General features: G+C 43.4%; 22 protein-coding genes and 3 riboswitches. Of the genes, 8 read left to right on the top strand and 14 right to left on the bottom strand.

Annotated features, from left to right (window positions below; all coding sequences use genetic code 11):
- The first annotated feature begins 398 nt into the window (after window positions 1-398).
- Window positions 399-2150 carry an ABC transporter ATP-binding protein gene (locus ACQKL0_RS12760; RefSeq protein WP_402955608.1) on the top strand — a complete coding sequence of 584 codons (1752 nt, stop codon included), beginning with the start codon at window positions 399-401 and terminating at the stop codon, window positions 2148-2150.
- Window positions 2147-4165 (top strand): ABC transporter ATP-binding protein, encoded by a 2019-nt coding sequence (locus tag ACQKL0_RS12755; protein ID WP_402955611.1) that lies wholly within the window; start codon window positions 2147-2149, stop codon window positions 4163-4165. Before ACQKL0_RS12760 ends, ACQKL0_RS12755 begins: the two co-directional genes overlap by 4 nt.
- A gap of 69 nt (window positions 4166-4234) precedes the next feature.
- On the opposite strand, the gene ACQKL0_RS12750 is transcribed toward ACQKL0_RS12755, so the two are convergent.
- The 3 genes from ACQKL0_RS12750 to ACQKL0_RS12740 all read right to left on the bottom strand — a co-directional run bounded on the left by ACQKL0_RS12750 (window position 4235) and on the right by ACQKL0_RS12740 (window position 7059).
- A complete protein-coding gene (locus ACQKL0_RS12750) occupies window positions 4235-4696 on the bottom strand; it encodes an N-acetyltransferase family protein (protein WP_427687946.1) in 462 nt (153 codons plus the stop codon).
- A gap of 72 nt (window positions 4697-4768) precedes the next feature.
- The gene (metC, locus tag ACQKL0_RS12745) at window positions 4769-5950 is read right to left on the bottom strand and encodes a cystathionine beta-lyase (protein ID WP_402955616.1); all 1182 of its coding nucleotides are present in this window, start codon (window positions 5948-5950) and stop codon (window positions 4769-4771) included.
- A complete protein-coding gene (locus ACQKL0_RS12740; RefSeq protein WP_402867662.1) occupies window positions 5947-7059 on the bottom strand; it encodes a methionine biosynthesis PLP-dependent protein in 1113 nt (370 codons plus the stop codon). The genes metC and ACQKL0_RS12740 overlap by 4 nt, the downstream gene beginning before the upstream one ends.
- 85 nt (window positions 7060-7144) lie before the next feature.
- Window positions 7145-7259: riboswitch (SAM riboswitch) on the bottom strand.
- Between the two features lie 319 nt (window positions 7260-7578).
- On the opposite strand from ACQKL0_RS12740, the gene fumC reads away from it, so the two are divergent.
- The 4 genes from fumC (at window position 7579) to ACQKL0_RS12720 (ending at window position 11384) form a co-directional block, all read left to right on the top strand.
- On the top strand, window positions 7579-8961 hold the full coding sequence (gene fumC / locus ACQKL0_RS12735; RefSeq protein ID WP_402867663.1) for a class II fumarate hydratase: 1383 nt from the start codon (window positions 7579-7581) through the stop codon (window positions 8959-8961).
- A gap of 107 nt (window positions 8962-9068) precedes the next feature.
- Window positions 9069-9311: a hypothetical protein gene (locus ACQKL0_RS12730; protein ID WP_402867664.1), complete on the top strand. Its 243-nt coding sequence runs from the start codon at window positions 9069-9071 to the stop codon at window positions 9309-9311.
- A 226-nt stretch (window positions 9312-9537) separates the two neighbouring features.
- A complete protein-coding gene (locus ACQKL0_RS12725) occupies window positions 9538-10734 on the top strand; it encodes an MFS transporter (protein ID WP_427687944.1) in 1197 nt (398 codons plus the stop codon).
- 239 nt (window positions 10735-10973) lie between these two features.
- Window positions 10974-11384, top strand: coding sequence for a hypothetical protein (locus ACQKL0_RS12720; protein ID WP_427687942.1), 411 nt, complete (start codon window positions 10974-10976; stop codon window positions 11382-11384).
- Between the two features lie 68 nt (window positions 11385-11452).
- Here the strand turns inward: ACQKL0_RS12720 and ACQKL0_RS12715 are convergent, their stop codons facing one another.
- The 5 genes from ACQKL0_RS12715 to ACQKL0_RS12695 all read right to left on the bottom strand — a co-directional run bounded on the left by ACQKL0_RS12715 (window position 11453) and on the right by ACQKL0_RS12695 (window position 16269).
- A complete protein-coding gene (locus ACQKL0_RS12715) occupies window positions 11453-12595 on the bottom strand; it encodes an ABC transporter ATP-binding protein (RefSeq protein ID WP_402867667.1) in 1143 nt (380 codons plus the stop codon).
- 99 nt (window positions 12596-12694) lie between these two features.
- Complete coding sequence (locus ACQKL0_RS12710) at window positions 12695-13591, bottom strand: PucR family transcriptional regulator (protein ID WP_427687940.1); 897 nt, start codon at window positions 13589-13591, stop codon at window positions 12695-12697.
- A gap of 134 nt (window positions 13592-13725) precedes the next feature.
- Window positions 13726-14547 (bottom strand): MetQ/NlpA family ABC transporter substrate-binding protein, encoded by an 822-nt coding sequence (locus tag ACQKL0_RS12705; RefSeq protein ID WP_403123518.1) that lies wholly within the window; start codon window positions 14545-14547, stop codon window positions 13726-13728.
- 50 nt (window positions 14548-14597) lie between these two features.
- Window positions 14598-15266, bottom strand: coding sequence for a methionine ABC transporter permease (locus ACQKL0_RS12700; RefSeq protein WP_402990204.1), 669 nt, complete (start codon window positions 15264-15266; stop codon window positions 14598-14600).
- On the bottom strand, window positions 15253-16269 hold the full coding sequence (locus ACQKL0_RS12695; RefSeq protein ID WP_427687938.1) for a methionine ABC transporter ATP-binding protein: 1017 nt from the start codon (window positions 16267-16269) through the stop codon (window positions 15253-15255). Before ACQKL0_RS12695 ends, ACQKL0_RS12700 begins: the two co-directional genes overlap by 14 nt.
- Before the next feature lie 69 nt (window positions 16270-16338).
- Window positions 16339-16448, bottom strand: a riboswitch (SAM riboswitch).
- Between the two features lie 326 nt (window positions 16449-16774).
- Between ACQKL0_RS12695 and ACQKL0_RS12690 the strand changes: the two genes are divergently transcribed.
- Both ACQKL0_RS12690 and ACQKL0_RS12685 read left to right on the top strand, forming a co-directional pair.
- Window positions 16775-17596 (top strand): MBL fold metallo-hydrolase, encoded by an 822-nt coding sequence (locus tag ACQKL0_RS12690; RefSeq protein ID WP_407407208.1) that lies wholly within the window; start codon window positions 16775-16777, stop codon window positions 17594-17596.
- 95 nt (window positions 17597-17691) lie between these two features.
- Window positions 17692-17893, top strand: a riboswitch (cobalamin riboswitch).
- A gap of 228 nt (window positions 17894-18121) precedes the next feature.
- Window positions 18122-18346: a hypothetical protein gene (locus ACQKL0_RS12685; RefSeq protein WP_402867673.1), complete on the top strand. Its 225-nt coding sequence runs from the start codon at window positions 18122-18124 to the stop codon at window positions 18344-18346.
- A gap of 29 nt (window positions 18347-18375) precedes the next feature.
- Here the strand turns inward: ACQKL0_RS12685 and ACQKL0_RS12680 are convergent, their stop codons facing one another.
- The 6 genes from ACQKL0_RS12680 to ACQKL0_RS12655 are packed head-to-tail and all read right to left on the bottom strand — an operon-like array spanning window position 18376 to window position 23903.
- A complete protein-coding gene (locus ACQKL0_RS12680; RefSeq protein ID WP_402867674.1) occupies window positions 18376-18567 on the bottom strand; it encodes a hypothetical protein in 192 nt (63 codons plus the stop codon).
- A gap of 58 nt (window positions 18568-18625) precedes the next feature.
- Window positions 18626-18829 (bottom strand): YheE family protein, encoded by a 204-nt coding sequence (locus tag ACQKL0_RS12675; RefSeq protein ID WP_402955652.1) that lies wholly within the window; start codon window positions 18827-18829, stop codon window positions 18626-18628.
- A gap of 60 nt (window positions 18830-18889) precedes the next feature.
- Window positions 18890-20032, bottom strand: a complete 1143-nt coding sequence (locus ACQKL0_RS12670) for a YheC/YheD family protein (RefSeq protein WP_427687935.1) — start codon at window positions 20030-20032, stop codon at window positions 18890-18892.
- Window positions 20033-20082: 50 nt separating this feature from the next.
- A complete protein-coding gene (locus ACQKL0_RS12665) occupies window positions 20083-21450 on the bottom strand; it encodes a YheC/YheD family protein (RefSeq protein ID WP_402867677.1) in 1368 nt (455 codons plus the stop codon).
- Between the two features lie 3 nt (window positions 21451-21453).
- Window positions 21454-22524 (bottom strand): YheC/YheD family protein, encoded by a 1071-nt coding sequence (locus ACQKL0_RS12660; protein WP_427687934.1) that lies wholly within the window; start codon window positions 22522-22524, stop codon window positions 21454-21456.
- Between the two features lie 29 nt (window positions 22525-22553).
- Window positions 22554-23903 carry a YheC/YheD family protein gene (locus tag ACQKL0_RS12655; RefSeq protein ID WP_427687932.1) on the bottom strand — a complete coding sequence of 450 codons (1350 nt, stop codon included), beginning with the start codon at window positions 23901-23903 and terminating at the stop codon, window positions 22554-22556.
- Between the last annotated feature and the right edge of the window lie 135 nt (window positions 23904-24038).

Genomic DNA, 24038 nt, shown 5'->3' with positions numbered 1-24038 from the left:
TATTTCCAATGTATCTTTAAAAGGAGGAGGACGTCATGACGAAATTCGATAAGCAAAAAGAAGCAATGATCGTATATTTTCATACGTCAGCCTGGCCCGAAACATTGTCTATATAAGTAATAGACTTATATGTTTCTTTGGATAGCATGTGCGCAGGTTGTGGATATTCGCTGCCTGCTTTTTGATGCGTTTTCTTACGCATATTGAAAGCTTCTGCTAAATGATGCGGGAGCTTTTCCTGTTTAGAGAGCATTGTGGGCAGGCCAGTATCCTTTCCGTATACACGTGTAAGAGGAGGAAGGTCAAGGGGGGCAAAGCTTTGGGATATCTGCTTCGAGCGGGAGAGCCAAATAGTGGCCAATCAACCTTGGTGGTGACTACATAAGGAGGAGGAATTCATGTTTGCGATATTCAAGAAGCTGAGCTGGTTCTTTAAAGAGCAGTGGAGGCGGTATACCTGGGCTATTATCTTTTTATGTTTGGTAAATGTAATGGAAGTCATCCCCCCACGGCTCATTGGGAATGCCATCGATGATATGAACAATGGCAATATGACCCAAGATGCCTTGGTGCGGTATGTTACTTATTTGCTTGTTCTTATGTGTGTCAGCTATTTATTTGGATACTTATGGAGTTACCTTTTATTTGGTGGCGGGAATTTGGTCGAAAGGAAGATCAGGTCAGGATTCATGGGGCATTTATTGAAGATGACACCGACCTTTTACGAGAAAAATCGTACTGGTGATCTGATGGCAAGGGCGACCAATGATTTAAAAGCCATCTCGCAAACGGCTGGTTTCGGAATATTGACACTGGTCGACTCGGTCGTCTTCACATTCATGGTCGTCATCATGATGGGCGTGACCGTCAGTTGGCAGCTAACGATTGCGGCTATACTGCCCCTACCCATCATGGCCCTCATGATGCAGATTTATGTGAAGAAAATTTATAAGCGATTTACGGATGCACAATCAGCATTTGGTGAGCTGAATGACAAAGTGTTGGAGTCCATTTCCGGCGTGCGTGTCATACGTGCATACGTCCAGGAAAGGGAAGATGAAAAGAGATTCGATGAGATGACGGAGAATGTTTATCGCAAAAACCTGGCAGTGGCAAAGATCGATGCCCTTTTCGATCCGACGATCACCATCATCATCGGCATTAGTTACTTAATCGGCCTTGGATACGGAGCGTACCTTGTTTTTCAACAAGCCATCACGCTTGGAGGCCTTGTATCATTCAACGTATACCTAGGCATGTTGATTTGGCCAATGATTGCCGTAGGCGAATTGATCAATGTCATGCAAAGGGGGAATGCATCTTTAGACCGTGTTCAAGATACCCTTTCCTATGAAGCCGATGTGAAAAATCCATTGAAGCCCGGGCAATCTTTGAACGGGGATGATATCGCGTTTCACCAAGTGAGTTTTACCTACCCTTCTTCAAAAGTGGTGAATCTGTCTGATATATCGGTTCAACTGGAACAAGGCCGCACTTTAGGGATTGTCGGTAAAACAGGAAGCGGGAAAACGACGTTCGTGAAGCAATTGCTGAGGGAATACCCACTGGGAAGCGGGGAAGTCGTATTTGCGGGAATGCCGATTGAACGGCTTGAACTCGGGGATGTCCGCGGCAAAATCGGGTATGTCCCACAGGATCACTTTTTATTTTCAAGGTCCGTGAAAGATAATATCCTCTTCGGAAAGCTGGATGCCTCGGAAGAAGAGCTTGCAGAAGCGATCCGGCTTGCAGATTTCGAGAAGGATGTAACGATGCTACCTAACCGGCTTGAAACGCTCGTCGGTGAAAAGGGGGTCGCTCTATCAGGAGGACAGAAACAGCGGATATCGATAGCAAGAGCCTTGATTAAAAATCCGGAAATCCTGATCCTGGATGATTCCCTTTCAGCCGTGGATGCTAAAACGGAAACGACGATCATCAAAAATATCCAAAATGAACGGGCGGGGAAAACGACAATCATCACGACCCACCGCTTATCGGCCGTTCAACATGCGGACCATATCATCGTCCTCGACAATGGGACGATTATCGAAGAGGGAACACATGCAAGTTTACTCAAGAAAGAAGGCTGGTATAAGGAGCAATATGAACGGCAACAAGTTAATGAAGGAACGGAGGTCGGGGCATGAAGGTTGTAAAAAAACTCGTTCAATATGCTTCCCTTTACAAAAAGATAATCATCGGAGCACTGATCATGCTGGCCCTTTCCGTTGCCGCCGATTTAAGCGGTCCATTCGTCGCTAAAAAAATCATCGACTCTCATATAATGGGAATCGAATCATCTTGGCATGAAACGGAAAAAGGGCAAGATGCCGTGGAATACGAAAATCACTGGTACAAAAGGGATGCCTATTTTTCAAAAGGGGAAGAGAAAGGGAAAGAGGTCCGGGTGCTACAGGTCGGTAGCCAATTCGTCTTCGTCGATAAAGCGGTCCCGGTGGATGGGCGCCGCAGTTTAGATGGAAATACATTAGTCATTGAAAAAGGCGGAAAAGAAACGAGGACGGCATTTGAACCCTTATCAACCCAGGAATTGATGGGGTTTTATCAACCGGAAATTCCAAGGATATTGGGACTGGTCGCTTTTTATTTCGGTCTAGTCCTCATTTCCTCCGTCTTTCAATACGGACAGAGCTTTTATTTACAGAAAGCCGCCAACCGGATTATCCAGCGGATGAGAAATGATATTTTCACCCACATTTCCCGTTTGCCAATCCGCTATTTTGACAATATGCCTGCTGGTAAGGTCGTTGCCAGGGTTACAAATGATACAGAGGCCATCCGCGAATTATATGTAACCGTCCTGGCCAATTTCTTTTCGAGTACGATCAACATCATCGGTGTACTTATTGCCTTATACATTTTGGATGCACGTGCGGGTCTCATGGGTCTCCTACTTGTTCCCATCATTATTATCTGGACGAAGGTATATCGTAAATTCGCCTCGAAATATAATCATATCATTCGGGAACGAGTCAGTGATATCAATGGGATGATCAATGAATCGATTTCAGGAATGAATATCATTCAAGCATTCGGACGTGAAAAGGAAACGAAACAGTCATTTGAAACCTTGAACCGAGATCATTACTTTTATCAAAACAAGATGCTTCATTTGAATTCCTTGACGGGGGGAAACTTGATTGGAGTCATCAAGGTTATCGCACTCATCGCATTTGTATGGTATTTTGGCGGGATGTCTCTTACAGCGACCTCAGCCGTTTCACTCGGGATGATGTATGCCATCGTCGACTTGATCAGCCGACTGCTTCATCCGTTACATGGAATCGTCAATCAGTTCGCGAACCTGGAACAGGCATTGGTTGCGGGGGAGAGGGCTTTCAGTCTGTTGGATGAGCCGGGCATTCAAGTCAGCGATCGAAACATTCCCAGATATAAAGGCAATGTGGCATTCGAACATGTATCGTTTGGCTATAAGGAAAATGAATATGTCTTAAAGGACATATCCTTTTCAGCTAGTCAGGGAGAAACGGTAGCATTGGTGGGCCATACTGGTTCAGGGAAAAGTTCCATCATGAATTTACTGTTCCGTTTTTATGACAGCAATGAGGGATCCATTAAGATTGATGGAAAGGATATTTTGGATATTCCCCATCAAACCTTAAGGGAACATATGGGAATCGTCCTTCAGGATCCTTACTTATTCACGGGAACGATTGCTTCCAATATCAGTCTAGGCCAGGAAAGGATCACAAGGGCCACCATAGAAAAAGCGTTAAAGGATGTTGGTGGAGATAAAGTGTTGCGGCATTTGCCATTAGGGCTTGATGAACCGGTGATTGAAAAAGGTGGGACATTGTCCTCGGGACAACGACAGCTGATTTCCTTTGCTCGCGCCCTGGCCTTCGATCCGGCGATTTTGATCTTGGACGAAGCAACAGCGAGCATCGATACGGAAACAGAGGCCATCATCCAAGAAGGCATGGAAGTGTTGAAAAAAGGAAGAACGACTTTCATCATCGCGCATCGATTATCCACGATCAAGAATGCCGACCAGATTCTCGTATTGGATAAAGGGCGGATAGTGGAACAGGGGACACACGAAGGGTTGATGGAACAAAAGGGGAAATACTATCAAATGTATGAACTGCAGGCTGGACCTAATAAGGGGATGGCTGGATAGATTCATAATATGTAGGATGAGAAAGAAGAGGGGCATTTGCTCCTCTTCTTTCTCATTTGCTCATATAGATTACATTTCCTTGTAAACAAATTCTCGGTATTTTACAAACTCATTCTTCTTATAAAAGTGCCTTGCAATTTCGTTATCGAACCAATAATCCAGTTCAATCCTGTTAATGCCGTTTTCTTTTGCAAAATCAGTAATTCTATCCATCAACGTAGTAGCATATCCTTTTCTTCTTTGACTATCCACTATACTTATTTGATGAACATATACAGATTTATACGCTTTTTTAAAGGCATTTTCGGGAAGGTTTCTTAACTCAATCCAAGCATATCCCAAAGGTTTTCCTTCATCCTCCAACTTCAGGAAAGTGAATTCGTCTCGATGGATGATTCCTTGGAAAAAAGCTTTAACTTCTTGGAAGTTATATGGCTTAAAATAATCAGGATATAAATTCGCATGTAAATCGTGCACGTATTTATTCAATCTAGCAACTAATTCATAATCGTCTGTTCGATCGATTTTCAAATCCTTTTCTCCTTTGAAATATCCTGAATTAAAATCCTAACATTACTTGTTCCTTTTATCCTTCTCATCCGATTATTTAGTAGAAACGGCCTGTTTTTCTGCACTTTTCTTAAGGGCTAAATCAAAGTCCCTGATCAAATCATCAGGATTTTCCAAACCGACGGACAAGCGAAGCAAGCTGTTCGTGATGCCGCGTTTTTCCCTTTCTTCTGCAGGCATGGCCGCATGGGACATTTTAGCCGGGTAAGATAGAATCGATTCGACGGCCCCGAGGCTTACAGCAAATACGGGTAACTCGACATGGTTTACGAACGAGCGGAAAATTTCTTCGCTTTCCAATTCGAATGATAGAACAGCTCCCGCTCCCCTGGCTTGATTTTCCTGGATGCCGTGTTGTGGGTGGTCGGAAAGACCAGGGTAATACACGTTTTTCACTAACGGTTGCTGTTTTAAATATTCCGCAATTCTCTCAGCACCTTTTTGAGAGTGCTCCATCCGGACGGATAGGGTTTTCAGACCTCTCATCACAAGCCAGGCATCCTGAACACCGAGCACCGCTCCAAAAGAGTTTTGGAGGGAACCAAGTCTATCGGCAAGGTCCGGGTCTTTTACGACGGCAAGGCCTGCTACGACATCACTATGTCCAGACAAAAATTTCGTTGCACTGTGCAGGACAATATCGGCCCCGAGGTTTAACGGTCTTTGCAGGGCAGGTGTCAGGAATGTATTGTCTACAAAGCTTAATGCGCCAATGCTTTTGGCGATATCACATACCGCTTTAATATCGGTTACTTTAAGCAAGGGATTGGAAGGCGTTTCAATATAGATTGCTCGCGTATTTGGCTGGATGGCCGCTTTTACACTCTCAAGATCCGTCATATCCACGAAGGTATGTTCGATGTTAAAACGGGTCAGCACGGTTGTTACCATTCGGAATGTGCCTCCGTATACATCTTCAGAGATGACGATATGGTCACCGGCAGAAAGCAGGAGGAAAGCCGTTGAAATGGCAGCCATCCCGGATGAAAAAGCGAATCCGCGCGTGCCTTCTTCCAGTTCCGCAATGATATCTTCCAGTGCTTCTCGCGTCGGATTCCCGCTCCGGCTGTAATCGTATTTGCCAAATTGATCAATGTCGGTTTGATGGAAGGTGGAAGCATGCTGGATCGGAACACTCACCCCACCTGTTGTTGGATCAAATTTATGTTGGTTGTGTAGTAATTTGGTTTCAAAACTGAATTCTTGGTTTGTCATCGTATTGCCTCCTTTTTTACTTGAGCAAATGCCTGCTGCAGGTCTTCGATTAAATCTCCGCTGTCCTCGATGCCGACAGAGAATCGAAGGAGTCGATTGCAAACTCCATTTGCCGTTCTAACTTCAAGAGGCATATCGGCATGTGTCTGTGTCGCCGGATATGTGATGAAGCTTTCAACACCACCAAGGCTTTCGGCAAATGAAATCAATGAAAGGGACTGTAGAAATGGGTTGACCACCGCTTCATCATTGACCCGGAATGAAATCATGCCGCCACGACCAGGATAGAGAACATCCGTTACACTTTCATGTTCCGTCAAATAATCAACGATAACCTTGGCGTTCTTTTCATGACGCTCCATTCTCAGTGCCAAGGTTTTCATCCCGCGCATCAACAGCCACGAATCAAATGGGCTCAAGACCGCACCCATACCATTATGGTGGAAAGCAAGGGACTCACATAACTCGGCGCCTTTTGCCACAATCAAGCCGGCCAACACGTCATTATGGCCACCTAGATATTTCGTTGCACTGTGAATCACGATGTCAGCACCAAGTAAGAGGGGCTGTTGGATGATCGGCGTGTAAAAAGTATTGTCAACAATCAATAGTAAATTGTATTGTTTGGCAAGAGCGGCGACGGCTGGAATGTCCGTTTGCTGCATAAGAGGGTTTGTGGGAGTTTCAATAAAGATGGCCTTTGTTTGAGGGGTGATTGCTTTTTCAATATCCTCCAGGCAACATGTATTGACATATTCGCATTGTAGCCCCCATTTTTTAAAGCCATGCTCTAATAAACGATATGTACCGCCATATAAATCTTCGCTACTGATCCATGCATCCCCTGATTTGAATAAGGAAAGGATGGTGGCAATGGCAGCCATTCCCGAGCTACATGCATATCCTTGATCGCCATGTTCTAGTTTGGCGATAGATTGCTCCAATAGCTGGCGTGTAGGGTTTCCTGTTCGTGTATAGTCGAATCCTGTTGATTGACCAATTCCTTCGTGACGGAAAGCCGTCGAGAAGTAAACGGGCGGATTGACCGTTCCTGTCGCCGTTTCACTGCGGTTTCCAAGCTGAGCAAGATAGGTTTCTGTTTTGTACATAATTTTTCACTGCTCCTTTTAGTTAAATAAAATAAAAAAAGTCTTCTTTAAGAAGAAGACTTGAATAAGTAGGATAGAGTCATTCTTCTTATCTTCCAAGTTACACAAACTTGTGGAATTAGCACCTTTTCATTGGTTTGAAACAAATGAAGGTTGCTGAGGTGTCATAGGGCCATTCCCTCTACCTCTCTCGATAAGAGTTTTGATTATTCAATTTCTTTTGAATTTACTATAAATATAGGATTCTGTCAAGGACATTCCTAATAGACGGTTATTTGGGACTAGCTATTATGGAACATGTATCAGATTTATCATTATAAAATTACGAATTCAACAGAGTAATAGAACCGGATTCAGATTAAACGGACTTTTCTGAAGGAAAAGGTCATTTGTGTTCCGTTTTTTTTGCTTTACAATAATAATGTTTGTACAATATATAGGGGATCATATAAAACGTCATTATTCATTACATATACATATTGTTTCTCAGTGGATAGTGCGAATATAGGAGGAGAACACATGGAATATAGAATCGAACGAGATACAATGGGGGAAGTAAAAGTTCCTGCTGATAAGTACTGGGGTGCTCAAACGGAAAGAAGCCGTAATAACTTCAAAATCGGTTATGAAAAAATGCCGATTGAATTAGTTCATGCATTTGCTTACGTAAAACAAGCGGCAGCAAAAGTGAATTTTGAACTTGGCGATCTTTCAGAAGTGAAGAAGGATGCCATCGTTAAAATTTGTGGTGAAATCCTTGAAGGTACGCTTGACGAACATTTCCCACTTGTCGTCTGGCAAACTGGTAGCGGCACACAAAGTAATATGAACGTGAATGAGGTGGTCGCAAACAAAGGCAATAAATGGTTAGAGGAAAAAGGCGAAACTGAGATGCTTCACCCGAATGATGATGTTAACAAAGCGCAAAGCTCTAACGATACATTCCCGACAGCCATGCATATCGCAGCTTATATGGAAGTTGCCGAAAAATTGGTACCGGCCATTAAAGTGCTTCGTGACACATTCGAAGCCAAAGAAAAAGAATTCTGGGATGTCGTGAAAATTGGACGTACCCATCTTCAAGATGCGACACCACTAACTCTTGGCCAAGAAATCTCCGGTTGGAAAGCAATGCTTGATAAAGATTTGGCGATGATCGAAGAAAGTAGCCAAAAATTATTGAACCTTGCATTGGGCGGTACGGCTGTTGGGACTGGAATCAATACGAAAAAAGAATTCCCGGCACTTTCTGCTAAACAAATCGCAGCGGATACGGGACATTCATTTGTCACATCGGATAATAAGTTCCATGCTTTAACAAGCCATAACGAAATTGTTTATGCACACGGTGCTCTTAAAGCGTTGGCTGCTGATTTAATGAAGATTGCCAATGATGTTAGATGGCTGGCAAGTGGCCCAAGAAGCGGAATCGGTGAAATCGCCATTCCTGAAAATGAGCCAGGCAGCTCCATCATGCCAGGTAAAGTGAATCCGACCCAATGTGAAGCAATGACAATGATTGCGACACAAGTTGTCGGAAATGATGCTACAATCGGTTTTGCAGCAAGCCAAGGGAACTTTGAATTGAACGTTTTCAAACCGGTCATCATTTACAACTTCCTGCAAACCGTTAAATTATTGACTGATGGCATTCATTCCTTCAATGATAACTGTGCGGTAGGAATTACAGCGAATGAAGATAAGATCAAAGAAAATGTTGATCGTTCTCTTATGCTCGTAACGGCATTGAACCCACATATCGGGTATGAAAAAGCGGCTAAAATTGCGAAAACTGCATTCAAAGACAACTCCACTTTAAAAGAAGCGGCGTTGAAACTTGAATTCCTAACGGAAGATGAATTCAAAGCATGGGTTGACCCTGCTAACATGGTCAATAAATAATCAACAGGTAAGCATCCTTCCTCGCATGTAGGGAGGATGTTTTAATGTGTTAAAATGATGGAATAAACGAATACTTAAACTAGATAAATCGAACAGGAGGAATGGTCATGTCTTTATGTCCACTATGCAATGGTCTTAGAAAAATGCATTTAGAATGCCCTAAATGCAGCAGTGACCTTGAAGATCAAGGGAAATTGATGGATTATGCCGATGATTACAGTGCTTATATGGATATTGATACATTGAAAAAAAATGACGGTTTTCCCGAATCCCTTCAAAAGGGACAATGCCCGCATATTATGAAGTGCCCCAACTGCGGACACGATGAAGTGATTTTGGTACAGGAATAGAGTTCTTGAATAATAGGGTGAGACCTTAGAATAATTAATGATCGAGACTTTTTCATAAAAATGAAGAAGTCTCTTTTTTGTGGATCGTTATTTCAAGAAGAGGAGGTTACCTAAACTCGGATTTGGAAATTCATAGTGGGAAAATAGAGGGATAGTGGGCTTGTCTCGCCGTATAATGTTATGGTAGTGAGTTATTCGTGGAGAATGGAAAGTAGGGTGGTATCCTTTGGCAATGCTCTTATTGGTTATGATTTACTTGGCTTTCATAAGCCTGGGTCTTCCAGATTCCTTACTGGGTGCTGCCTGGCCGGTCATGCAGTCTGATTATGACCAGCCACTGGAGACTGCAGGCTTACTTTATATGATTGTTGCAGCAGGGACCATTTTCTCAAGCCTGGCTAGCGGCTGGCTAAATAAACGACTGGGGACGGGAAAGGTCACGTGTATAAGTGTGGCCCTGACAGCGGTGGCCTTATTTGGCATTGCCTATTCTCCCTCTCTGGATTGGCTTATTATCTGTGCGATCCCTTTGGGGCTGGGTGCAGGAGCTATCGACGCTGCGCTGAATAACTACGTGGCGTTGCATTATAAAGCCCATCATATGAACTGGCTTCATTGCTTTTGGGGAGTGGGGGCAAGCATAGGCCCAATCATGATGTCTTATTATATGGCTAATCAAGGCACATGGAGAGCTGGTTATGTAACCATTTCCTATATCCAGTTCACCCTAGCCCTTTTACTCGTGTTAACCCTCCCATTATGGAATCTAGTCTCTCAGAGGGTGCCAATCGATGAAGGTAGCACAGTGAATCCGGATTACTCGGAAGAACGGGTATCCAAGGAAAAGCCGCTAAAAATCAAAGGAGTCAAGTATGCATTGTTCACGTTCTTTTTCTATTGCGGCGTTGAATCAACGCTAGGACTGTGGGGAAGCAGCTATCTTGTGAATAGCAAGGGCATGTCTGCAGCTTTGGCCGCTCAAGGAGTCTCTTTTTTCTATACGGGTATTATGCTAGGACGGCTTATTACAGGGTTTATACTTTTGAAGGTCACCAACCATCAGCTCATGATCCGATTAGGACAGATTACAGCACTTATTGGGACGGTACTCCTTATCCTGCCCTTGCCGGTTACGATGTCGCTTGTCGGTTTTGTTATAGTCGGATTGGGCCTGGCCCCCATTTATCCTTGCATGATTCATGAGACCCCCGCCAGGTTCGGTAAAACCCATTCACCGTCCATCATAGGGTATCAAATGGCTGTGGCATACACGGGGACCACCCTTTTGCCGCCCTTTCTAGGGTTAATTGGTTCGTACACTACGCTTGATGTATTTCCGTACTTTGCTCTGGTTTATGTGATGGCCATGCTGTTCGGATCTGAAAAGTTGAATGGAATGTTGAAGAAGCGTTGGGCTAATTAAGATCCCTACCTTGGATGGGAGGACTACCTCATGAATCGTTATGAAGTGATGAACGTGAATGCCATATTTTAAAGTCTTATTGCTTCGTGGTAGGCAGGCGATTAGACGCAGGATAATGAAGCTGAAAAAAGAAACGTGGAGCGGGTCGATAGAAGTGGATGAGGTAAGTTTTTGGAATAGAATAGTTCGGCGAATCGTCCATATATCGAGGAAAAGAGGAGTATAAAGGAGCATGTAATGTGAGTTTAGCGAGCTATATTGGGTGGAACGTGGAACTCCTTCCTTGTGAAGATGGGGAGCATAACGCCTTAATTCAGATTGGAAATTGTTTTTCAAGTAAGTACGACAAACAACATGTGAAAAAGTATCAATTCACGGCACAGTTTGTTTATGAAGTGTCATCCGACTGGGGAATTGAAATTTCAAAAGATATGAGTCCAAGCCAGTGTTTTGAATCAAAAAAGAAGCTTACAGCATTATGCGAAATGATGAATGACTATCTTGAGAAAGGTGAGTATTTCGAATTGTATAGTTGGTGGGTAGGGGAGGAGAAAGAAAAACGAGTAGGTGAGTTAACGTTAAAAATGGATACATTGAATGTTGATTCGATTGAAATGCCTAAAAAGACATTGGTTCGATTTGAGAAATAAGTTGAGGGAAGCCTTGGTCGATAAGGCTTCCCTCAGTTGTATGCAAATCCAAATCAAAAAGTAATTACTTAAGCCATCTTCGTTTGCTGGTTGCCTTCCATTTCTGATTCTTCGTCAAAAATGCGTTGCTCGGACTCTTTATCGAAGAAATGGGTTTTATTCATATCAAGGGCCAGGTCAATGGCATCACCAGCCTGGATGATATGTTTGGCATCCACCCGGGCAACAAAGTCCTGTCCTGCGAATGTCGAATAAAGCATGATTTCGGCACCCATTAGCTCGGCCACATCGACTTGTGCCGTGAAAGTTGAAGTGGGCGATGCGGAAATGAATGTTTCTTCGTTATGGAAATCTTCAGGCCGGATGCCAAGAATGATGTCTTTTCCGATATAGCCTTGATTACGAAGCGTATCCATTTTGAAAGGGGGCACCTCAAGTGTTTGCTCCCCAATTTGAATGAATCCATCCTGCAAGGTACCCGTAAAGAAGTTCATGGCAGGTGAGCCGATGAATCCGCCTACGAAGACATTTACAGGCTTTTCATAGACATCCTTCGGTGCGCCCACTTGCTGGATGATGCCATCCTTCATGACTACAAGCCGGGTGGCCATGGTCATGGCTTCTGTTTGGTCATGGGTGACATAAATCGTTGTTGTATTGATCCGTTTGTGCAGTTTAGCGATTTCTGCGCGCATTTGTACCCGAAGTTTTGCATCAAGGTTGGAAAGGGGCTCATCCATCAAGAAGACTTTGGCATCCCGAACAATGGCCCTTCCAAGTGCCACACGCTGGCGCTGCCCGCCAGAAAGGGCTTTAGGCTTCCGTTGTAAGAAGTCTTCAAGTCCAAGGATCTTGGCAGCATCATGGACGCGTTGCTTGATTTCCTTCTTCGGCGTTTTCCTTAGCTTCAGTCCAAAAGCCATATTGTCATAGACGGTCATATGAGGATATAAAGCGTAGTTCTGGAAAACCATCGCAATGTCCCGATCTTTTGGAGGCACATCATTGACCCGCTTGCCATCTATAAAAAGATCCCCTTGGGAGATGTCCTCAAGGCCGGCAATCATCCTTAAAGTGGTCGACTTTCCACACCCCGAGGGTCCGACGAAAACAATGAATTCCTTATCGGCCACGCTAAGGTTGAAGTCTTTAACGGCTGTCACCTTATTATCATAAATCTTGAAGATATGATCCAATACTAACTCTGCCATGAACTATTCCTCCTCTTAAACTCCTAAATTCGTAATGATATTTATAGTCTACTCTATCAATACTGAAATAAATATGGGCACACTGCACAAAAGGGATAATTATCCTTTTTGCTCATTTAAGAGAATGAGGAGGTAGGCAGCCAAAGCATGCGGGAAATTCCGTACATCCAGTCCTGTTTTTTCAGCGAATTTATCTATCCTGTATTGCAGGCTGTTCCGATGGATATAAAGTTGTTTAGCTGCCGATGAGGCGTTGGAATTACATTCGATATACGTTTTAACCGTTTTGATCAATTCATGATCCTGCCGCGTCTTGCCAAGCAATTCATTGATGTACCATCTTTTATCCATGTCAGTACAGGCATTCATGAGTGCGTAGGGGATAATATTGGGTAATTCTGTCACCTTAACATCGGATAGATGGAGCAAAGAAAGTGTGAAACATTTTCTCTCTTGTATCAGATGGTGATGAAGGTCCGCATCGACAGGGTGAAATTGACCGGCATAGACCCTGATCTTCACGTAAAAGTCACTCTCGAGTGTAGATGAGATGGCGAGAAAATCATGCGTCGATAAGGGTTCATCCATGTCTGATTCAATTAAGGTTCCCGCCGTTCCATTCTCCCAGACCAGGATGGAATCGGATGGTACGAATGAGAGAATCGCTTCCTCGAAATGATCGTGTGAAAAATCCCCATGGGCCAGGTTAAAGTAGGTGAACCGGACATTCTCCCAGTTCGTTAGGGGCTGGGAGGCACGCGGCCCAAATAAAAAATCATTCCAAGTAGTTTGGGTAGTGGAGGTGTTTGGACTTTGGAGTGATGGAGTGTCAAAGAGTAGCGTAAGCAAACGGATTTCCTCCGCCGATATGTCTGAGCGGGGAATGCCAATTGTATGGCCGAATGGATCTTCCAACCAGAAATATGCCGAGATGTCCTGTGCATCTTTTTTATCTGAAAGGGAGTTTGGGAATGTATGTTTAAGCTTATTAAGCATCATGTTCACCTTCTTTCCATTCCATTATATCCAAAAAGGGCAAAGCGGAAAAGAAAACAATGACTGAATTCATAGGTATTGTTAATCAGTAAAGGCCTGCCCCAGACAGGAGCAGACCCATACTTGCTGTTTCCTTATTTCATCCAATCGGGTTTACCGAAGCCTTGGAACTTGTCATCAATCACTTTTTCAAATTCGGCACTTTCTACAACTGATTTAATATCTTTTGCAAATTGGGCGTCTTTATCCTTAGTGTTTACAGCCACGACATTGCGATACGTATCTGGCATGTTTTCTAATGCAAGAGCATCTTGAAGGTCCATTTTGGCGGCAATCGCAAAATTACCAGGAACGGCCGATAGGTCAACACTGTCCGTTGCACGAGGTAATTGTGCCGATTCCAGTGGTTCGAATTGAATGTTCTTCGGATTCTTTGTTACATCTTTCTCAGATATTCTTAATGGATCAACATCCGGATCCACTTCAATCAGGCCCTCATCCAATAAAACTTTAAGTGCACGGGAGAGGTTGACTGGGTCATTGGGAACGGCGATGGTCGCACCATCTTTAATATCGGCCAATGATTTGTATTCCGTGGAGTAAATGCCCATCGGTGCCGTTGGAACAATAATAAGGTCAGAGAGCTCTAAATCATGTTCCTTTGCGAAATTATCCATATACACTTTATGCTGAAAGAGGTTGGCATCGATCGAACCATTACCAAGTGATTTATTCGGCTGGATATAATCACTGAATTCGACGATGTCCACTTTGTAGCCAAGGTCTTCAAGTCCGGGTTGTATGGCCTCTATGACCATGTCGGCATAAGGGCCAGTCGTTGCCCCGATTTTTAATTCTTTTTTGTCCTCCGTTTTAGTTGTCGCATCGTCATTTCCGCAAGCTGACAACCCAAGGGCTAATGCACATATAGATAATAATGAAGTGATTTTTTTCATGAAAAATTCCTCCTTGTTTAATGTAGTGTCATCGTTAACATTCATGAATCTTATCGTTTGTTTACATAGTGAGAGGCCTTATCGCCTATCATTTGGATGATTTGGACAAGACAGATCAGAACGACCACCGTTGTGATCATGATCGTGTTGTCATAACGGTAATAGCCGAAACGAATCGCGAGGTCACCGATTCCTCCTCCGCCGATTGTTCCTGCCATAGCCGAGAAGCCGATGAGTGATATCGTCGTTAATGTCACGCCTTGGATGATTCCAGGCCTTGCTTCAGGAAGAAGCACATCCTTGATGATCATCCATGGGGAAGCGCCCACTGCAATGGCGGCTTCGATCACTCCCTTATCTATTTCCCTCAATGCAGATTCTACGATCCTAGCGAAAAAAGGAATGGCGGAGACTGATAGGGAAACGGAAGCCGCTAGCGGTCCAATCGTTGACCCGGTAAGGAATTCGGTTAAAGGAAGCAAAGCGACTAAAAGAATGATAAACGGAATCGAGCGGACTAGATTAACCACGAAACCGAGGGATCGATTCAACGTGATATTTTCAAAGAACAAATTCCTGGTCGTCGTAAACAGCAATACTCCTAGAGGCAGTCCAATCAGGAGGGCAACCGCAAGGGAAATTCCGACCATATAAATCGTTTCCAGAAAGGCTTTATTAAGGTCAGGTAAAATATTGATGATGGAATCAAGCAGTGACATGCTTTAACACCTCCACAGATTGGGTCCGGCTTATTATGTATTCAAGGGCTACTTGCACTTCTTCAGGCTCACCAATCAATTCGATGATCAAGATTCCTAGAGGGACATCCTGGATATATTCAATTTTCCCGTGCAGGATATTCCCTCTGACAGAATAGTTTTGTAGAGTATCCGAGAGAATCGATTCACCAGCGGTTTGCCCTTCAAATTGTATTTTGATAATCGTTCCTTTGTTTTCCCTTATAAGGTGGGGAGGAAGTTCAAAATCCAACACGCTGCTGATGAACTGCTTAGTCAGTTCTTGTTTGGGTTGGGAAAATATTTCATAAACAGGGCCATCTTCGATAATTCGTCCATCTTGCATGACGGAGACACGATGGCACAGTTCCTTGACCACTTCCATTTCATGGGTGATCAACACGATGGTGATGCCCAGTTCTTTATTGATCTTTTTCAACAACTGTAAGATCGACTTCGTAGTGGTTGGATCAAGGGCTGATGTCGCTTCATCACATAATAGGACGGTAGGGTCATTCGCTAAGGCCCGTGCAATGCCTACCCGCTGTTTTTGTCCGCCACTGAGTTGAGCCGGATAAACATCTTTTTTATCACGAAGGCCAACGATATCCAATAGTTCCAGCACGCGGTTAGTAATGACCTCCTTTGGTTGATGGGCGGCTTTCAAGGCGAAGGAGATATTGTCAAAAACCGTTTTGGAACTGACTAGGGAAAAATGCTGAAATATCATGCCGATTTTCTGGCGTTGTTTGCGAAGCTCCTGGCTTGATAAGGTTGTTAAGTCGACGCCATCGATGATGATGCTACCATTGGTCGGACGCTCAAGAAGATTCAGACAGCGAATCAATGAACTCTTTCCCGCGCCGCTATACCCGACAATCCCATAAACCTCTCCCGTTTGAATGGTTAAAGATACATTATCCACTCCGATAACTCGGGTATTCTTCGAGATATATTCCTTTCGAACTGAACGAATTTCAATCATGATGCTATCCTCCTTATACATAAAAAAGCTACCTCTATCATTCAGAAAGAGGCAGCGAAATTATATCCCGTCTTATCTTTCAGAATGGTATTTCATTCTGCAGGAAGGGGCACCATTCCCGATGTGGGGCGGTTGCCGGACGTCATAGGGCCTGGTCCCTCAGTCACTCTTGATAAGTTAATTACTATTTTAGTATTTTATTATTTTTTTAATATAATCTATATTATTTGTTAAATACAGTAATGTCAATTATTTTTTGAATTTTATCAAGATTATGAATCGAACGATCTACTTGCCCAGATTATAGTGGCCATTTGCTAAGTTACACGGAACGTCCCGGATCTTACATGGCCTGTCTGCGTAAGAATATGGACTTTGATCACTCCCATCATTAGAAAAAATATTATACTTGTAAAAAGTATGGAGAGATAATACATTTATTGTAAGTAAATTAGAAAATAAAGGATGATGAGTTTTTCCAAAAAAATGATTGGGGTGGAAAGTCATGCTGGAAATGAAAACGATAAATGATGTGGTTTGCGTAAAAGGGACACCGGAAGGAAACAAATCAGGCATGAGCGTGAATGTGTTCTTAACCGATGGCATGTTAGTTGATACGGGGGCAAAAATCTTGTTGAAGGAACTTACTCCATTCTTTGAAACCGCTGATTACGATATGGTTGCGCTGACGCATTATCATGAGGACCATACGGGTGGGGCCGCATGGATACAGGAACATAGGAACGTTCCCATCTATATTCATCCGATGTCCCTCGATATTTGTGCAAAGGATGCAGAATATCCCGATTACCGTAGAGTTTTTTGGGGAGATAGGGATGCCTTCAAGGCAGAACCATTAGGAGGGGTCGTCCATTCACGCACTCAAACATGGGAGCCAATCTTTACGCCAGGGCATTCGAGGGACCATATGGTTTACCTGAACCATAGTAATGGCATGCTGTTTTCGGGTGACCTGTTTGTAACGCCGAAAACGAAGCTAGTTTTAAGGGAAGAATCTATCCCGGTCATCATGGAATCCATCAAGAAACTGCTTCAGTATGATTTTAAAGAGGTCTTTTGCTGCCATGCCGGATATGTCCCGAACGGAAAGGAAATGTTTGAAAGAAAGCTCAGTTACTTGGAAAATCTGCGCGGTGAAATTCTGCGTTTGCATGATCAAGGATTGGAAGTCCATGAAATTCAGCAAAACGTGTTGCCTAATCGGTATCCGCTTATCGAGATATCCGGTCATGAATGGGATTCGGAGCATATCATTACATCGATCCTGAAAGAGAGTAGGGTGTATTCAGAGGACAGGAAGAAATGATGAATAAGAGGAAAGAGGATAGATAGGGCCCAAGAACAAGGCAGGAGTCTCATTGTAATCCTAGTGAAAATTTGATACAGTTAAACTGAAAAATAGTATTTCGTCTAGAAATGGGTGCAGATAAGAAAGTGTAGCTTATCTGCTTAAAAGGGAAGTCGGTTAGAATCCGACGCTGTCCCGCAACTGTAAATGAGAGCGATTCGAAGGAATGCCACTGTCTTTTTTGCAAGAAAAGATGGGAAGGTTCGAAAAGCGATGATCATGAGCCAGGAGACCTGCCCGTTTTTAGCACAACGCCAGAAACCTACGAGGATAGGGGGTGTTAAGTGCGAAAAATTAGCAAGAACATGCTTTCTTATTTTTGTAGAAAAATGGGGAATCATGGTCATTTTTGTTATGTTTCGTTTGCACTCTAACAACTTCTGAATGGGAAGTTGTTTTTTGTTTTTTACAAGTCCATATTGGACAACATTCAAAAAGAATCCTGTTAATTAGACAGGACAGCTATCATAGGGGGCCATATCATTGTTTGGTACAGTTGAGCATTTTACGGACTATTTAAAAGCGCAAATCATGCGTAACTTTTGTGTGGAAGAAATGATATCTTTAGATGATTGCCGAGCAAGCTTGATTGAGGAAATCCAGGTTCATGGCAAAAACGTAGAAGATAGGAAAGAATACGAAGCAAATCTTGAAAGAGCCTTTAGCCAAGTGAATCTAGAAATATTCGGCTATCAAGAAATCAAATAAAGAGCCGCCCATAAGGGAAGCCCTTGTTTTCAATCTTTATTGATGTTCGGTTCCGTTTCATCATGAAAGTCATGGGCTTCCTCAATGTTCAAGGTGTCCGCGGCTTCATAGACGTTTCCGCCAGCAAGTCCTTCATTGATGATACGATCGATATCGAGGTATACAGAATCCTTACCGTCATACTCGGTATCCTTCAGAAATGTAATCTTTTCTTTATCCAAATGAAATCCCTCCTTGGCTTTTTAATAGTGTTAGCCAAAGAGGGATTCTTTATTCTGTTTATTCGTACACGTGATACACCATTAAATCATGGATCATGCCCTTAAGTTTTTCTTCCTCTGATTCTTCAGGCGGATTGGTTAACCACTCGATGGACCCATCTTTATGATAGAGGGCTTGGACGGCCAATTTATTGAAGTAAAAGGAAATCTTCCAGCCAGGTAAATTCTTGTGCAGCGGCTTCCATTGAAAATGTGTAATCATATGTATAACCTCCATATCGCTGTTTCTCATTTCATTATAATGGAAAAAGCAGGATGGAGGTTATTTTCTTATGTGATTCGGAAAAGTTAATTCAATGAACAGGTTTTTTAAATGTAGTAGGCGGCTCGCTTCAATTTCCTCTTCATCAAATTGCATGGGTTTTGAATTGACTTCATAAATGAATAGAGCACCGGATGTATCTTCCCCGATATCAATGGAGAATTCCCCAAGAAAGCCAAACTTCCTGGAGAGGATGATTCCACATCTTTGCGCAATGTTCGCCAACTTCCTGTTTAACGGCCTCGTTTGTAGCTGCTGATAGGGAAAAAGCTTTCCCCCCCTTGGCGTATGGGTTGTGATTTCCTGGGTTTGCGACATCCTCACGCCCTTGCCGGTCACTTTATAAAACCCATTTTCATAATGAACAAGAATACGGTAATCGTATCGGTGTCCATTCAGTTTCTTTGGAATGACCGCTCGTTGGGCCAGATACCCCCTCTTTTTGAGCGACGCCTTATTGGCTTCCCAAAACGCGGAGAAATCAGGGTACAATTCCTGATGTTTCAGGCTATTGAATTGGAGGGTGCCATCAGGTTTTTCTAGCAGGGTGTAGATGCCCTTACCTTGGCTTCCTTTGCATGGTTTCAAATAAATATGTTTGTGGAAATGAAAGAAGTCCGCTAGTTGGGTAGGGTCGGATAGGTCTATGGTCGATGGAAGATGGCGGGCTAGAGATCCATCTTCCGTCAATGCTTCGTACATCAAGTACTTATCCAAAAAATGAGGGTTGAATAAAGTGATGCGATGTTCTTTAAAAAAGGAAAGGAGTTCTTGAAAACTTTCCGATGCTTCGAATCCCCTTTTGGGAATGCGATTATAAACGATATCGGGCAGTGGTAATTTTACCTCATTCCATGTGTTCGTTTGTGAAGAAAAGATGAAGCCTTTCATGTAGTTGGAAAGCAAGGATTCAACCGTGAATACATAGGCCAATATCCCATGATTCGATAAATATTGAGATAAATTCTGAAAAAGCGTCAAATTCCCCCCTATACCTGATTCCTTCCTTGGATCTAGAGAGGTCAAGATACCAACGACTAGCACCCGGTTTCCCGGAAATAAAGTAATCGGAAAAAGTGCCTGATCCTGGGTGTCCTGCTTAAAAGGGATTTCCTCATTCGCGGCTCCCGCATATAGCTGCATATCTTCCTCGTTATGGCTCCATCTCTCAGAGGGAACATCATAAAAAATGTTCATTTCTGTGTACCAATCGTTTGTGAAATCGTCTGTTCGGTAAGATAAATGGCATAATCAAGGCTGAGCTTCCTGGTTAAAAGTTCAAATTCCTTTAACTTTGGATGGGAAAAGATAGAACGGCCTGGTTTAGAATTAGCTTCGAACATCCATACTTGCCCTTTTTTATCCAATCCGAAATCGAAGCCGATTTCTCCTATGATGCCATCTAGGTGCTCCTCGATGCTTTCACTTAATATAAGAGCGGCCTCTGATAGCTTTTCCTCGATCCGTTTAGCTTCTTCGTCATCTCCGTATAGTTCGGCAACCGTCTTGATGACCCCGCCGCTTTTAATATGGGTCGTCACACTGCCAGCCCCGGAAACTTTTGCGGCGATGGCCGTCACTTGCCAAACCCCATTGCTGTCCTTGTTCGTATGGACCCTGAAATCCACTGGCCGCTTTGAAGAGCGGATTAACGGGATGCCTTGTTGAACGATCAGGTTCTCAAGCGGTCGATTATGAAATACATGTTTGAGGATGGATTCGAGTGTGGAGAACTTTTGTAATTTGTTTTCCTGTTCCTCATTTTTATACCGGCAATAGTAGACATTTTCATGCTTATCATACAGAATTTGATGAATGCCGAGGCCAAGGCTACCATGAATGGGTTTGATATAGACTTGGCGATAATGCGACAGAAGCGTCTCGACGACGGATAGAGATTGAAAAGGGTAGGTCTCCGGTAAAAATGGCAAAGCCCGATCATCCGCATTCAACCGTTCGTAAACATCCCATTTATTGAAGAAACCAGGATTGTACCAAGGAATCTTATATTCCTTTTGGAACTTTTGCTTCACTTCCTTTGGCCCCTCGCGGTTTTCCGTCATTCGGTTGGGAAGCCGGTCATATACGACGTTGGGAAAAGGGAATTCGTTGATCTGCCAGTTTTCCTTCTCATAGACATATCCTTTAATCGTTTCTTGATCCCAATTGATGACATTCTCACCGAAAACAAAGGGGATACAACCGGTTGTTTGACTGAGCGACAGTAATTTTGAAAAAAAGCCGGAACGTTCCCCAAGCGGTTTATTGGAAATGCCTGTGAAGCCTGATGAGAAAATTCCAATGAGCGGGCCGATATGAAGGCTCTTCCCGTATATAAATAAATGAAGGGGAGTATCGATCTCGTTGAACATCAAAGAATCTGCAAGACTATTCGAGAGTACGATTGATTGCTTGATGGCTGGATTTGGCTTGACGGCTGCAGGGCAGGAATGCTGCCCAAAATAAATTAATTCGATATCCCCCAATTCCCCAAGGTCAGACGGATAAAAAAGGACGTGGCCGGGGATGTTGGCAATCTCTGCAGGGTATGTCTTTCGCATGGGTCATTCACCTGCTTTCAGAAGATGTTCGGATAAATATTGGCAATATTTGAACGGGGCTTGATAAATTTCTTTCATGGACTCTGGTTGGAGTGTTTGGATGATCTTTCTTCCGGGCTTGGAGTTAATGTCCAAGATCCAAATTTTCCCCGCCTTATCGATGCCTAAATCGATTCCAAGTTCGAATAGCCTTTGAAAAGCGCCTTCCGTCTCCACAGGGAGAGTCCGGAGGATATGCTGGATGGTTTGTTCGACGGTTACCGGGATGGAATCAGGATTCTTTTTCATGAAGGCTTCAAGCGATAAGGCTTCTCCGCCAGTCGTCAGATTGGAAGTGATATGATCTTGTTTCCCAAGACGAATGCCCCGCCCCCGTTCCAGCCACTGGTTTTTTTCGTTTTTCTGAAGCAAAATCCGTAAGTCGAATGGTTCGTTCTTCTGGTTGCTCAATTCTAAATAAGGTTGACATAGGTAACTATAGCGAGTTAATAAGTGCTGTAGCCATTTATTCAGTTGCGATTTTGATTCGAATTGGCGGTCATATTTCGTTCCTTTTTTGGTCATGGAGACGGTTGTGCCTTCCTTAGTTTTCGTCAGAAGGTAAATGCCAAGACCGCCTGATCCAAACTCGGGCTTAATGATGATTTTTTCCAGGCGTTCCATGTGCTCGATTATTTGCTCAGATGTCGTGACCCGCTCCGTCTCTGGGATAAAGGCTTGAAGCAGGGGATTGGTTTTCAATGTTTGGTAAACATCCCATTTGCCAGGGAGGCCAAGCCCAAGAAAATTCGAGTTTTCTTTTAACCAACTTATTTTCTCACGTATATCATTATGCTCACGGGAAATGCCATGAAAACAACGGTCATATACAAAATCAGGAAGGTCAAGTGAAGCAGAAAGCCAAACTTCTTTTTCCCCATCAAAGCGCTCGCCCTTGATTTTCTTCGAATCAACGTCAATATTTTCCGGTACGAACTTACAAACATTCATGCCAAGGGTTTTAGCCGTCTTGGCTAGCTCGGTGAAATAATGATTTTCTTGTGTATCTTTCGTGGACATTAGCCCTATTAACACGTGCCAGCAACTCCTTTTATGGATGGTCTTCACTCATTTATCGCATACATAAACTCAATAATCGACTTTACAGATGGCCGGAATGTTTCATAGGTACCTTGGAATTTTTTTGAGGGCTTCGAATTCACTTCTATGATCCAAGGATGCTTGTTACTATCAAGGGCTAAATCGATACCCAGCTCCCCGAATAATTCCGGATGGTTGTCATCAAGCGCAACTGCCGTCTTCTTGGCTAAACGGATGAGGCTTTGATATAAACGTTTGGCTTCTTGGTGATCCACGACCTCTTTTAAAAAGTCGGAACCGTTCTTCATGACACCACCTTGTGCGAGGTTGGAAACGATATTTCCCGAATCCCCGATTCGTGCAACCATGGAGGTGACCTTCCATTGATGCTGTCCGTTTTTATGAAGCAGGATGCGGAAATCCACTAATTTCTGATCGATCTCGAACAAGGAAATCCCCTTTTGAAGGATGTAAGCTTGATTCCGGCAAAACTTTTTCAAGGCCGAGAATAATTTCTCCTTCGTTTCGATAGTATGGATATTGTTTTCTGTTCCGGCATGCTCGATTACCCATCTGCCCGATGATTCGGTCAGCTTGCAGATATTCCGCCCCTGACTGCCTGTCGAGGGCTTTAGATAGCTTACTGGATGCTTATCTAAAAATGTCATGAAGGGTTCCTGTTCATTAAACATCACCGTCTCGGGTAAATGTGGAAGCAGGCTATAATCTGAGAGCAGGAGCTCATGCACATCATGTTTGGAAAGGAACCGCCCGTTGAACATGGGAATGGCAAGGGATTTCAATTCCGATGAAAAGTTTTCGAATAGTGGTGTTCCTTCCACCTTCCGGGAGTGGATCCGATTGTAAAACACATCAGGAACGGGGAGCTCAAGGGTCTCCCACCCATTCGCCCCTGGCCAATATCCTGTAAGGATCCCGTCCGCAAGTGGCTGTGGTTTTGCCAAAAAGAAAGGAAAGCCTTTTTGATTACAATAGGCTATCATCTCCTGATAAAATGGTTCCATTTCACCGAATGTGCCGCTCTGCAAGGGCCCCTGGTTAATGAGGACGGCAAGGAAAGGCGCTATTTGCAACGTTCTCTCCTCTGCATGAAAGGAAACGGAGACCGGTCCCGAGAAGGGAGGCAGAGATAAGAATTGGTTCGTATCATGTGAGATCTTTATGGTGGATTCCGGTGAGGCGAATGTTTGGACAAGTACCGGGACAGAACGCCGTCCGGCAATGAGAGTAAGAGGTTCTCCATATTGAAGGTCCCATTCCTGAAATAGTTTTTCTTCGACAAACAACAGTGCCTTCTTTCTTGTAGCAGCTGAATTTACCGTAATAAAAACTTTTTGGTATTTCAAGGTCATAATAATTCCCCGTTTGCACTAAGTTTGATATCCTTTTATAATTAAATGATGGGCAAAAGTGGATATCACATTCTATGTTTTTCAAAGTAGAACGTGTCATATAGCCCCTATTTCAAGCAATAAAAGGAGAAAAAC

It is taken from the genome of Peribacillus sp. NPDC097264, assembly GCF_050277925.1.
Lineage (GTDB): Bacteria > Bacillota > Bacilli > Bacillales > DSM-1321 > Peribacillus.
Note: the sequence above shows the minus strand (reverse complement) of the source record. Positions and strands in the feature narration are given on the sequence as shown.